Below are 13281 nucleotides of genomic sequence, written 5' to 3'. Positions count from 1 at the left end.
TTTTATCAATTATCTGGTTGGATGTATTTAAATTTTTTATCGCACTTCGTGATGGTGATGTCCTTAAATCTGTGTAAAAAGTTGTATAGGTCAGTTCAAAGGTCAGGTCTGGTCTACCGACAAAAGACAACTAAAAATCTGATAGACAACATCCATGAAACGTAAAGTAAAACCTTCCGGGCGGTTGAACAACAATCTTCAACACGTAATGGATGGACAGATAGAAGCAGAGAATCTACTGTCGGAATAGTCGCGTCCTGGCGCTTAGCAGATCATTCCGTAAAGATCCGAACTTGAAGTCAGTTTTTTCCTGGATCGCTTGCCGGCCTGGGTGCAGGTATATCGAGGGCAGCTATCGTTTCGAGAAACGGCCCGCCAGCCATGCCCTGATTTATCGGGTATATTTTTACGTGTATATTTGTATAATGGCACTTACGGGGAGTATCTTTATCTGATTGCTTGATAATGAGTTAGGCTATTATTGAGTATAAGGTCTCAGGGACACAACTGGTCTGCGGGCTGCCAGAACTCCTGACCCGGTCGCCTGCAGAAAGAGCCTTCCCCCTGCCAGACCAGGATCCAATCACCGCCATCGGATACAATGAAGTCATAGCGCGTTTCCCTGCCACCTACGGAATCATCAGGAAAATTCATAACCCGGATATAGGCGGACACTCCCTCCTCAGCCGGGTCCGCATCCGGCCGGTCGGCAGACGGGCGCGCCGCTGCTTCATCCTCATCCATCGGATGAAACGACACATAATACCGGTACATGGACTCAGGGTACGCGTCGAGCTCCTCCATGGGTGGCATCTGATCCGCGAGTATCCGTTCCATAAATACGACCGGAGATTCCCCGGGCAGAAGTGTCACATCCGATTCAATGAGCCTGACATCCTCGCCGATTACAATTTCGTACGGAAGCCGGGCATATTCTTCACGCGGCCTTGGACTTGCGGAGCTTCTGTCGAACACGATTTTGCGGTTTCTCACCGTGACTTCATGTGGTAGTCGATCCAGCTCCTCATTTACAATACCTTTCTCGTTCACACCGGGAGCTTCACCGGAATCGGCGCACAAAGCGAAGTATAAAACGAACGCGGTGATTCCGGACAGCAAGAGGATTCCCGGGATTATACGCATTCATTCGGATGTTGTGGTCCGGTCTATTGAACCGGATACCTGCTTGGCCGTGTCACAGATCTCGGCGGATTCTGCGGCAGCATGAGCCGCCGGGTGGTCACTGCTTTCGACTCCTCCAAAATATTTCCGGAGGAAATAGAGGCTTACGTGGACCAGTCCGATCAGTACGGGGACTTCCACCAGTGGACCGACTACCGTGGCAAAGGCAATGGGCGATGCAATGCCGAACACGGCGATGGCTACGGCGATGGCCAGTTCGAAGTTATTACCGGAGGCGGTGAAGGCCAGAGTGGTGCTCCGGCTATAGTCCGCGCCAAGCCTTGAAGCCATAAAAAAGCTGATAAGGAACATGAGCACGAAATAGGCAGTGAGCGGGATGGCTATCCACACCACATCCAGCGGGCGGTAGATGATCTGGTCGCCCTGCATGCTGAACATGACCACAATGGTGAAGAGCAGTGCGATCAGTGTAATGGGCGAAATCTTTGGGATGAAGACATTGTCGTACCAGGCATGGCCTTTCAGGGGCACCAGAATCACCCTGCTCAGGATTCCGGCCCCAAACGGAATACCGAGGTAGATCATGACACTGGCAAAAATCTCACCAATGGTTACATCCACTACCAGCCCCTCAAGACCGAATAATGGCGGCAGCACCGTGATGAACACCCATGCATAAAACCCGAATGTAACGATCTGGAATACACTGTTCAGTGCTACCAGTCCGGCCGCATATTCGCTGTTGCCTCTGGCCAGCTGGTTCCAAACCAGCACCATGGCGATGCACCGGGCGATGCCGACCAGGATCAGTCCCACCATGTAATAGCCCCAGCGCGGATCCGGACCGAAGAGCGCCGGTGCGACAAAACCAAAAAACCCGACGGCAAGCCCGAACATGAGAACGGGGCCGATCAGCCAGTTTTGGATCAGTGACAGGCCGAGAATCTTCACATCAGAGAAAACCTTCGGCATCAGTTCGTATTTAACCTTGGCCAGGGGCGGGTACATCATCAGGATCAGGCCGGCGGCAATCAACAAATTGGTATGCTCACCAACAGTGAGAGCCGAATTGAACAGTTCTACGTACCTCTTGAAGAAGAAGCCGATTAAGACTCCGATGATCATGGCGGCAAAAATCCAGACCGTGAGGTAGCGGTCCAGAAGGGACATCTTCTTGCTGATTTTTTCTGTTGGCGGGTGGGACATAACGGGTACTTAATTTACGGTTTGTTTCCATTCAGGGTGATACTGAGCACGCGAAAGGATTGGTGATCCACACTTGCGGCCTGCTCTTCGCCGAGTTGCCGGACGAGCCATTCCCGGGGAATTTCAATTTCCCGCTCCTTGCGGACCGTCACGTCCGAAAAGCCGTTGGCACCGACAATCGCCAGGTACTCTTCTTTTTGCAGGGCGCCGGAAACGCATCCAACGTAAGCTTCCGTCGCTTTCCGGATTGATTCCGGTATGGAGCCTTCAATGACAATATCGGAGATGCTGAAATGCCCGCCCGGTCGGAGTACCCGGAAAATTTCGGAATACGCCTTCATTTTGTCCGGTACCAGGTTGAGAACACAGTTGGAAAGCACCACATCGAATGTATCTGACTCCAGCGGCATCTCTTCAATGTCACCGTCAATGAAACGGACATTGTCGTATCCCAATGTTTCCGCGTTGGCACGGGCTTTCCGGATCATGGCCCCGGAAAAATCAAGGCCGGTCAGGTGACCCGTTTCGCCTGCTATCGAGCGGGCAACAAAGATGTCGTTTCCGGCACCGCAGCCCAGATCCAGAACGGACTGACCCGGCTTTAGCCCGGCAAATTCGACCGGGATGCCACATCCAAGGCTAAGGTCGGCATCGGGATGGTAGCCTTCGAGCCCGTCATAGGACTCGGTCATGATGTCGAAACAGTTGTCGTCTTCGGTTTGTTCCGCGGCACCTGAATCACTGCAACGCAAAGGGTTGCAGCAGCCAGCCTGTTTTCCCTTTTCCGATTTCCCGGCGATGTTACTGTATCTTTCCCGTACAAGGGCTTTTAGTTTTTGGGATTCTTCGAGATTGGAATTCATCAGTTTACGTATTCGGGTGTTAATTATTTAATCGCACAGCGGCGAGGTATTTTCTCGCATCGGAGTCAGCAGCCGTCCGCCTGAGTGGTTACTTCGAACCGGTTTGCCAGGTTGATCAGCGTTTGACGGAGTTCGCGGACGCCATCGGGATCCAGACAGTAGCAGGTGCGCACTCCCCGACTGGTACCGGTGATGAGCCCGCATTCCTTCAGCATTTTTAGGTGTTGGGAGACGGTGGATTGAGCCAGAGGCAGCACATCGGTGAAGTCACCGCAGAAGCAGGTGTCACGATTGCAAAGCAGTTGGAGAATTGCCAGGCGGACGGGGTGGCCAAGTGCCTTGGTCAGTTGTGCCGTGCGCCGGATTGAGGGATCCTCCAGATCGAACCCGGGTGAAATACTCGCAGGGCTGTCGGGAATGTTCATGGATTGGATTTGTATGGTTCTGCCGGTGATGCAGACGTGTATATTATTTATTCATCGTAAAGCACCGATAAATATAGGCAGATACTTATCCAATTCCAACAGATGATTTTAAAGGAGCCGGTGCTGTTTATAGGCAGTGCGCCTGTGTGTCCCGATGCCGGCCCGGTCATGATCATAGCACTTTGTGACCTTCGGTTCATGTGCTTGGCCACTTTTTTTTGACTTTTAGTTGAGGATCGGTTTCGATACCTTGATATCAGCTCAATAAGGGTGGCTACGTGATACGTTTCAGCGACTTTTTCCCCGGTGACGGAAAACATAAAGCCCTGGATCGGGTCCGGGAACGGACGCTGACTATCCATGGCATACCCTGGCGCGTGCAATACAACCCGGCACGCTACACCTCCAGCATGGCACGGGTAGATATGAGGTCCATCAGCGAACGTTCATGCTTTTTGTGTCCGGAGAACCGGCCAGCGGATCAAAAATCGATACTCCACGGGGAGTATGAACTGCTCGCAAACCCAAGGCCTGTTTTTCACCGGCATCTGACCATCCCGCACCGGCGGCATCAGCCCCAGCTGATCCGCGACACTTTCGGGGATATGCTCGATCTTGCCAAAGCCCTCGGATCTGCCGGAATACTGCTCTATAATGGTCCGCAGTGCGGCGCATCGGCACCCGACCACCTCCATTTTCAGGCCGGTGAACGGGGATTTCTACCCATTGACCGGAACTGGAGAGAGCTGGCGGATCAATTTGGAACCCGCATCGTGGCGGCCGAACGCCGGCACAGCGGATCGCCAGAGAATGGAGACACTCCTGCCGGGCCTGACGAAAGGGTGGAACTGACCAAAATCGACGACGGACTCCGGCGGTTTGTGATGCTGAGCTCCCCAAACCGTGACGCGCTGAACGTCCGTTTTTTGGACATCTACGAAGCATATCACTCCCTTGTCCTTCAAAAAAAGGCGGCCGCCGGTAAAAGCGGCCACTCCGGCAGCAATCACGGATGGGCTGTATATGATGAACCAAAAATGAATATTCTGGTTACCTTTGATCCTCCCGGATGGCGCGTGTTTATCTTCCTCCGCTCCAGGCATCGACCGAATTGTTATTATCTTGAAGATGAGCGGAGAATGATTTTTAGTCCGGCTGCTGTCGAATACGGCGGCGTTTGCATTTTTCCGAATGCCGGTGATTATGAACGGGTCTCCGTGGAGCAGCTGTCGTCCATGTTCCGGGAGGTGAGCATCGATCCGGCAGATTTTGAACAGATTATCCGGCACCTCCGGTAGGCCGCCCCAGAGCATCTTCATCACTCACCATTGCACATGTTTTTTCATCTAATCATTTTGCTGCTTACGGCCGGTCAGTTGACCGGATCCGGCGGAATTGTGGCCACGCCGGAAAAGAAGCTGATCCGGCATCATCACACCGGGAGTTCACCGGACAGCACACTGTCGGACTGGCTGGACCGCGGATGGCACACGTTTCGCCAGGACACCGAAGTCCCGGCGTTGATCTCCTTTTACGCCGAACAGCAGATGGGGCTGCCCTATGTCGACGGTCTGCTCGATCAGTCAGGCGAGGAGCAGCTGGTCGTAACGCTGGATGGAACCGACTGCGTGATCTATGTCGAAATGGCGCTCGCGCTCGCGCTCGCGATGACCACCCTCGGCGGATCCACTTCGGTCGATGATTTCCGGTCACATCTCGAAGCCATCCGGTATCGTGAGGGCAGGGTGGATGGGTACGGCAGCCGCCTCCATTATTTTAGCGACTGGCTGATGACCAACGATGACAAGGGCTTGCTCACACTGCTTTTCCAGGATGAAGACTTGCCCGCCATCGGACCGGTGCGGTTTATGTCCGAAAACCGGGAGCGCTATCGTCATCTGGCCGAGAACGAACGAAACTGGCGCATGGTTCGCGCAACCGAGAAGCAGCTGGACGACCGCGTTCTGCGCTATATTCCCGCCGATCGAATTCCGGAATTCGAATCACGATTCCAAAGCGGCGATGTCCTTGCGTTCGTGACCACCATCGACAAACTGGACATCTCCCACACGGGACTGGTTCTGATGGATGGGGATCGTGCCGGTTTTTATCATGCGAGCCTCACCGGGTCGGTCATCACCGATCCCGGGACGATCTATGAGTATGTCCGGCGCCAGGAGACGATCAAAGGGATTGTGATCGCACGGCTGAGTCCATCCTGAACAACCGGGACAATACGGTATTGTCGTGACCTGCCCAGGCCGTCATGATATTTCGGCGGTATCCGCTGGTTTATTGGCACGAAATGCATCAAGGTACTCACTCATAAACCGGCAGATCAAACGTGCCGTCGGTGAATGTGCGAAGTTCGCCGTCACTACTTACAGCACGGAATGCAAAAGATCCGCTGATCCGGTTGTTTTCGGTATCGAAGTCATCAACCCTCACGTAGCCGGAAGAATCGGCATCGGCAGCAAGAAAAAAATGCTCATCACGCCCTTCACGAAAGTAATATATTACGTCCCCTTCCCTGATGGTATAATGGTCTGTTCCATCATCGTATGAGAAATTGATCATAAATTCAGCGTTATCTTTGATGTCTAATGGTGAGCCAAATTCAAAATGCGTTTCATTTTCGTTTTGATCAATTATTCTTGCAGATGCTGATGGCGGTCGTGTAACGACCTGGGTGGGTTGAGTCGGCACCCCGTTGATATCGACACCAAGTTGAGAATCATAGCCATCTACAGGAGCATAGCCCAACCGGGCCCGATTGTAAGAGCGGGTTAAGCCGTTATCAAATTTTAGTGTAAGTGTATGAGCGGAAATATCATAGTGCACGGTCTCATACATGCCATGTCTGTTATAGGGATTAATTCTGACAAAATAATCCTCTTTCACTTCCTGGATAGGAAAGGTAATATAGTTTGGGTTGTCTATCCTTGCCAGTTCGCCGGTATAACTGTTGATCCCGATGGGGAACATGGTCCCTGCATCTGATTCCGCATCCTCATACAACTCAATCTCCGACCCACTGAATTCCAATTTGGGTTCGGGCTGTGATGTGTCAAGGGTGTCGATTCTAAACCACACACCGGCCAGTCCGGAGTCGTTGGAGTCGGAAGTGTCGAGCAGACTGCATCCCGTAAGGCCGACGAAAGAAAAACCGAGAATAACGATGATTAGTCTCATGATGGTCTCTGATTTTGGGTTGAATGGAATAAATCAGCGGGGTCAAAAAATGTCGGTGAGCCTGTCCCCTGTAGCCCCTTTGTCGTTGTTCCTGTTGCAATAATATGCTAATGTGTACTCTCTTATTCATAGTAATCATAACCACCGGAAACCGCAAGAAAATGTAGAAACCGCCGCTGTTGAAGGTGACTCTCCTGGCGCTTGATCAGCAGGTTTATTAACGTAGCTGCCCGGCACGGCTATAAATGTTGCAGAAGCTCAAGAATTACCAGGGATTGATAAACCAAAATAACATGTCTCCAACACCCTCCAGTCCGGTACCCGACGTTGCAGATCTCACGCAGGATCAGAGAATCGGCCAGATGCTGATGGTCGGATTTCGGGGTACGGTAATTCCCGGCGCGGAAACCGGTGCCGAAAAATCATCATCTGCAACGGATGCTGCAGCTCCGACACAGGCCAATGCCCCATCCGCACCCTCGGAACACCCGGGCTTCACCGATGATGCGGATCCGGGCAGGCGTCCGGGTTCGACGCATCAGGCAGCATCCGCAGACTCCACAAACCCCGTACGTGTCATCCTGCGCGACATCCGGGAATATCACCTCGGTGGAGTCATTTTGTTTGATTATGATGTGCAGTCCGGGACAACCGGCCGCAATATCCGCTCGCCCCGGCAGCTTTCGGAGCTCACCGCCGGACTGTCGGCCGAAGCCGCAATTCCGCTTTTTATCGCGATCGACCAGGAGGGAGGGACGGTCAACCGTCTGCGGCCCGAATACGGTTTTCCGGAGACACTTTCGCACCGGGAGCTGGGCACGCAAAACGACCCGTCGCTGACCCGTTCCCACGCCGCCGAAATTGCGGAGGTATTGCGACAGCACGGCTGCAACCTCAATTTTGCTCCGTGTGTCGACCTGGCTCTGAACAAGGAGAACAAAGCGATTTATGGACGGAATCGCTGCTTTTCGGATGATCCGGAGATCGTGGCACGGCACGCCGAAGCGTATGTGCGCGGACACCGGGAGGCGGGTGTGGGAGCCGTGCTCAAGCACTTTCCGGGTCATGGCAGTTCACGGGATGATACCCACCTGGGCCTGACCGATGTCACCGATACCTGGCAGGCGGCTGAGCTGATACCTTACCGCCGGCTTTTGCAGAACGGGCAGTGTGATATGGTCATGACGACGCATGTGTTTCACCGCGGACTGGATCCGGACCACCCCGCCACATTGTCGCCGGCTATCCTGCAGGGGATGCTGCGGGATGAACTCGGCTTCGACGGAGTAATTGTGAGCGACGACCTGCAGATGAAGGCGATTTCCGATCACTACGGTGAAGAGGAGGTGATTCGCCGGGCATTGCAGGCCGGAGTTGACATCCTGCTGTTTGGAAATAATATGGTGTATGATGAGCAGGTTGCCGCCCGGTTTTTCGGGGTGGTGAGGGAGATGCTCGACCGGGGACATATCAGCGAAGCACAGATTGACCGATCGGCCGCACGGATTTTGCGCCTGAAGAGGCAGCTGACGGAAACCCGGGTTGCAGATATGGTGTGAAACGGCTGCCGAAACGGGGCGTGGACTGATAATGCGCACGCTTCCCTGCGGCTGCGGATGTCTAGATTATTCGTACAGCCGGTATTCTTTCGACCGCTCCCGGAACGCCTCCCTGTCTTTTTCCAGATATCCGCGAATATATTCGTAGCGCATCGACTCCATGAACCGCTTCCGGATTTCCGGAGATCCGGCCACCAGGTCGAACATGCGCAGGCGATCTTCTCCGGCCCGCTCAAACGGATTCTTTTCCGGGTAGAGCTCATGATGCACTTCCAGCAGGTGAAACGCCGCCGCCATCAGATCCGCCCGCCTTCCGTCACTGACATGAATTTGCACACCTTCCAGGCGCTTGCCTTCATCACGTCCATAAAAAGGACGCCACGAAACCGGACGGAACCGCAGGCCCGGGAGGCCCCGCTCGTTGAGTCGTTCCGCGAACCTCACCCCGTCAATCCACTCTGCTCCGAATACCTCGAACGGTAACGTATATCCGACCCCTTCGGAGAGTTGCTGCAGTTCCCCGGTGATGCCGGTCATCACATAAAACAGGGGGGAGCCGGCCCGCGGAATGTGCGGGGATGTGGGCACCCAATGCAGCCCGGTGTCTCCGAACAGCATTTCCCGGCGCCAGTTCTCCATCGGGACAACCGACAGATCCACCTGTACTCCGTTCTCCAGCATTCCCTCGCCGTTGAGCATTCCGGCCAGCTCGCCGACGGTAAGGCTATGGACATACGGAATCGGGAACGGGCTCACGAATGAAAGGTGATCGTGTCGTGCGATGTTTCCTTCCACCCGCTCACCGCCCAGCGGATTGGGGCGGTCAAGCACCACATATGCGATATCGTGCTGTGCCGCCGCCGCCATCGACAGGCCCATGGTGCTGATGTAGGTGTAGGAGCGCACCCCGATATCCTGGATATCGAAGACGAGCACATCAATGCCCGAAAGCATGTCCCCGGTGGGTTTGCGGGTGGGGCCATACAGCGAAAAAACCGGCAGGCCGGTCCGCTCATCCGTATAGCTTTCAACATAAGCGCCGGCATCGTAATCGCCGCGCACCCCGTGTTCGGGACCGAAAAGCGCGACGAGGTCAACCGCATCGGCATGGTGGAACAGGTCAACGACAGAGGTCAGGTTTTGATCAACACCGGTGGCGTTTGTAATCAGTCCGACCCGTTTGCCTTGCAGCAGGTCGAAATCACGTTCAATTAGCACATCGAGGCCGGTGCGTGTTGTTGCACCGGATCCGGGCGTGTGGTTCCTGTGCATGGAGCGGTTTTCCGAAGTGCCGGCCGGTCGGTTTGTTGCGGATGACCTGTGTGGGTCTGCGCCGGTAGCGTTGGGTGACGATCTCTCCGAGGTCAGCTCCGAAGGTGATACTTCGACCGGCGACTGAGTGACGGGCTGATCGCCGCAGGGTTGCAGCGCTCCGGAGGGGTCATCCTGGTCGAAGCCCTCGCCGGCCGCATCGCCACAGGGGATTGGTTGCGGGTCCACATCGTCCCAGGAGTCGAAGCTTTCCCGGGAACCGGATTCGTTGCCGGGATCCTGACCGGCGGTATGGCCGGCCTGTTCCCATGACTCCTGTTCCCTGGAAGAAAAATCATCCTGGAACGGCTCATCCGACGGATTCTCCGGGGATGCAGTGGAGCCGATCGCCTCTGCTCCGGTGGCGGTTTCGTCGAGTGCCGGATCATCGCCCGCAGGCCTATCGGAACTGCAGGCGGTCACGAAAATGATAACAGTAATAATCAGGAAAAAACGGAGGGCCATGGCAATCATGAACATTGGAAATGAGCGTCACAAATACTAACAACGTCTATGAATTATAGCAATTGCCGGCGATCATTTACTGCCACCCTGCTTCGTGGCCTGCTTCAAGAAAAAGTCGACCATCATCTCCAGGTACTCATCGACATGCACACCGGGACCGTGTCCGCCGCCTTCTGCGATGACCAGCCGGCTGGACACACCGGACTCCACAAGAGCTTCGTGCAGCAACTCGCTTTGGCACAAGGGCACGATCCTGTCCTCATCTCCATGTATGTTCAAAAAGGGTGGATCGCCCGCGTCGATATAGGTGATCGGGCTGATCAACGCGCCGAGGTCTTCGTTATCCAGGATGGACTCTCCGATGAGGGTGGACTCCGGTGAATTTGCCGCGTCGCGATCGATTTCGCTGCCGCAGGTATTTGTGACGGGGAAATGGACAGGTCCAAACCAGTTGACCACGGCATCGACCGAGCTGGAGGCATGGGTGAAATCGCCCAGACTTCCTTCGATGTCCACCGTTTCATTGCCAACGGTAAACTGCTCTGTGAACCGGGTTGTGCCGGCCATGGCGGCAAGATGTCCGCCGGAAGAACTGCCCGAAATTCCGACAAAGGCGGTGTCCAGTCGGTGCTTGTCCGCATTGGCCCTGACATAGCGGATAACTGCCTTGATATCGTGTACCTGGGCGGGGAATGTGGCGTCGGTACTGGCGCGATGGTTCGGCGTCACCACGGCAAACCCCGCATCCAGCAGCGCCTTGCCGATGGTCTCCATATCCGCCCCCTTGGCATTATTTGCATACCAGGCGCTCCCGTATATGTAGATCACAACCGGATAGGCTTCTTTTTCGATAGCGGGCAGATAGATATCCAGATTGTGCCAGCTCTCGGAGCTTCCGGCGTAATTGATGTCGGTCCAGCTTTTGGAATATTTCTGTGCCGGGGCTTGTGTGTTTACGAGGAAGGTCAGTAGGATGATGACTCCACCGCAGATATATTTGTTGCGCATAGTTTAAATATGAAATATTGAACCGTCCGATAAGACAGATTTTTTATAAAATAATTGCATGAAAATAATATAAAAAATAGTCCGAAAGACCGCATTTATCTAGATTACGGAATTCTTTATAGGTCAATTTTTGTCAGGAACGCCCAGAATCTATAAGCTGTTCAAAGCGCGCATTCAGAGTTATACTTTAGGAAAATGGAAATCGCGACAAATCACTCAGCAAGTAAATGATAAAAGTTTTCTTATATACCACGATCTATTTATTGTTTGTTCAATTCAGTGTTTCCGGACAGCATTTTGCTGAAAATGAACAGATTGGAAAAGTCCATGCTTTTTCCAACGCGGATGTCACACTAAAACCCGCCTGGATAGAGGAGCGGGAAAAGTTGAACAAGCAATATATCTCATCTCTCGACCCCGACCGGCTGCTTCACAATTTCAGGGTAAACGCTGGATTGTCCTCTGATGCAAAACCGCTGGAGGGTTGGGAATCACCGGATATAGGACTGAAGGGGCATTTTGTCGGACATTATGTATCCGCTGCTGCAATGATCGTTGAAAGTCACGCGGACAGCAACCTGGCCGAACGCATCGAATACATGGTTGCGGAACTGCACGAATGTCAGCAAATATTTGGAAACGGGTACCTCAGTGCCTTTCCGGAAGAAGACTTCGATCGACTGGAAGCAGAATTCGGAGGCGTTTGGGCGCCATACTATACCTATCACAAGATTATGCAAGGACTGCTGGATGTGTATACGCGTCTGGGCAACACATTGGCGTATGATATGGTTGTGGATATGGCCGGTTATGTGGATCAGCGCATGTCAAAACTGGACGAATCGACAATTGAGGGCGTTTTGTACAGCGTTGGAGCCAACCCGGCGAATGAAGCCGGAGCCATGAACGAAGTGCTGTACAGATTGTATAACATTTCGGGAGATTCCGCCCATCTGGATCTGGCCAAACTGTTCGATCGCGACTGGTTCGCCGTGCCACTCGCGGAAAACACCAATATTCTGAACGGTCTGCATTCAAACACACATGTCGTGCTGATTAACGGATTTACCGAGCGTTATGCGATTACCGGCGAGAAAAAGTACCATGACGCCGCCATGAATTTCTGGGAAATGCTCATGAACGATCATACGTATGTGAATGGTACGAGCAGCGGGCCGCGTCCAAATGCCGTAACACCCACATCACTCACAGCCGAACACTGGGGGGTGCCCGGGCAGTTAAGCAATACCTTTACAAGAGAGATCGGGGAAACTTGTGTGACGCATAACACCCAGAAACTGAGTGCCAAACTTTTTTCCTGGACCACAGATCCACGATATGCCGATGCGTACATGAATACTTTTTATAATGCGGTACTTGCCGCACAGAGCGCCAGAACCGGAAAGGTAGTTTATCACCTGCCACTGGGGTCGCCCAGAGAGAAAATATTTTTGAAGGAAAATGATTTCCACTGTTGTAACGGTTCAAGCATCGAAGCTTATGCCTCGCTCAATAAAGGTATTTACTTTTATAATGATGCGGACCTTTGGGTTAATCTTTATGTGCCTTCACAAGTGACCTGGAAAGAAAAAGGTATCACTGTGAGTCAGCAAGGAGAATTTCCCGTAGATTCCTCGGTTATTTTTCAAGTAACAGCCGGGGAGCAAACGGAATTTGGCATGAATCTATTTATTCCGTCCTGGGCAAAAAGTGTTGAAGTGTTTATTAACGGCGAGTTGCAGGAAAAGAAAATTGAACCACTGTCCTACCTTGAAATAAACCGTGTTTGGGATGATAGTGATGAAGTAAAGCTTGTATTTGATTATGATTTTTATGCGAAATCCACACCTGACGATACTAATGTAGTAGCCCTGTTTTACGGTCCGTCACTGCTTGCTTTCGAAACAGATACGGAGCTCATATTAAAGGGGACGATAGAAGAAATAGTTGGAAATATGAAGGTGGAAGGTGATAACTCTTTTACACTTAATAATGGTGGGAAAACGTATACCCTTCGTCCATTGTACAATATTGAGGAGGAGTCTTATTCAGTTTATGGTACTATCAGGAATTATTGACCATTGAGAAACATGAATGGTGGATTGTCAT

The 13281-nt window shown here is 52.8% G+C and carries 11 protein-coding genes; 4 read left to right on the top strand and 7 right to left on the bottom strand.

What is annotated here, in order from left to right; genetic code table 11:
• Nucleotides 1-495 precede the first annotated feature (495 nt).
• The 4 genes from QA596_07170 to QA596_07155 all read right to left on the bottom strand — a co-directional run bounded on the left by QA596_07170 (nt 496) and on the right by QA596_07155 (nt 3637).
• Nucleotides 496-1143 carry a hypothetical protein gene (locus QA596_07170; GenBank protein MDG5767239.1) on the bottom strand — a complete coding sequence of 216 codons (648 nt, stop codon included), beginning with the start codon at nt 1141-1143 and terminating at the stop codon, nt 496-498.
• Nucleotides 1144-2313: an ACR3 family arsenite efflux transporter gene (gene arsB / locus QA596_07165; protein MDG5767238.1), complete on the bottom strand. Its 1170-nt coding sequence runs from the start codon at nt 2311-2313 to the stop codon at nt 1144-1146.
• Nucleotides 2314-2363: 50 nt separating this feature from the next.
• Entirely contained in the window at nt 2364-3212 is an 849-nt protein-coding gene (arsM, locus tag QA596_07160) for an arsenite methyltransferase (GenBank protein MDG5767237.1), read from the bottom strand.
• A gap of 65 nt (nt 3213-3277) precedes the next feature.
• Nucleotides 3278-3637, bottom strand: a complete 360-nt coding sequence (locus tag QA596_07155; GenBank protein ID MDG5767236.1) for a metalloregulator ArsR/SmtB family transcription factor — start codon at nt 3635-3637, stop codon at nt 3278-3280.
• A 278-nt stretch (nt 3638-3915) separates the two neighbouring features.
• On the opposite strand from QA596_07155, the gene QA596_07150 reads away from it, so the two are divergent.
• Together QA596_07150 and QA596_07145 are read left to right on the top strand one after the other, a co-directional pair.
• Nucleotides 3916-4935 carry a DUF4922 domain-containing protein gene (locus QA596_07150; GenBank protein ID MDG5767235.1) on the top strand — a complete coding sequence of 340 codons (1020 nt, stop codon included), beginning with the start codon at nt 3916-3918 and terminating at the stop codon, nt 4933-4935.
• Between the two features lie 36 nt (nt 4936-4971).
• Nucleotides 4972-5859: a DUF1460 domain-containing protein gene (locus tag QA596_07145; GenBank protein MDG5767234.1), complete on the top strand. Its 888-nt coding sequence runs from the start codon at nt 4972-4974 to the stop codon at nt 5857-5859.
• 97 nt (nt 5860-5956) lie between these two features.
• Here QA596_07145 and QA596_07140 read toward each other — a convergent pair whose 3' ends face one another.
• A complete protein-coding gene (locus QA596_07140) occupies nt 5957-6829 on the bottom strand; it encodes a hypothetical protein (GenBank protein ID MDG5767233.1) in 873 nt (290 codons plus the stop codon).
• Nucleotides 6830-7122: 293 nt separating this feature from the next.
• On the opposite strand from QA596_07140, the gene QA596_07135 reads away from it, so the two are divergent.
• Nucleotides 7123-8388 carry a glycoside hydrolase family 3 protein gene (locus QA596_07135; GenBank protein ID MDG5767232.1) on the top strand — a complete coding sequence of 422 codons (1266 nt, stop codon included), beginning with the start codon at nt 7123-7125 and terminating at the stop codon, nt 8386-8388.
• 66 nt (nt 8389-8454) lie between these two features.
• On the opposite strand, the gene QA596_07130 is transcribed toward QA596_07135, so the two are convergent.
• Both QA596_07130 and QA596_07125 read right to left on the bottom strand, forming a co-directional pair.
• A complete protein-coding gene (locus QA596_07130; GenBank protein MDG5767231.1) occupies nt 8455-10164 on the bottom strand; it encodes a DUF1343 domain-containing protein in 1710 nt (569 codons plus the stop codon).
• Between the two features lie 72 nt (nt 10165-10236).
• A complete protein-coding gene (locus QA596_07125) occupies nt 10237-11172 on the bottom strand; it encodes an alpha/beta hydrolase (protein MDG5767230.1) in 936 nt (311 codons plus the stop codon).
• A gap of 227 nt (nt 11173-11399) precedes the next feature.
• On the opposite strand from QA596_07125, the gene QA596_07120 reads away from it, so the two are divergent.
• Nucleotides 11400-13250, top strand: coding sequence for a glycoside hydrolase family 127 protein (locus QA596_07120; protein MDG5767229.1), 1851 nt, complete (start codon nt 11400-11402; stop codon nt 13248-13250).
• The last annotated feature ends 31 nt before the right edge of the window (nt 13251-13281 follow it).

The organism is Balneolales bacterium ANBcel1 (assembly GCA_029688905.1).
GTDB lineage: Bacteria > Bacteroidota > Rhodothermia > Balneolales > Natronogracilivirgulaceae > SLLW01.
This window is presented reverse-complemented; position numbering and strand designations above follow the sequence as displayed.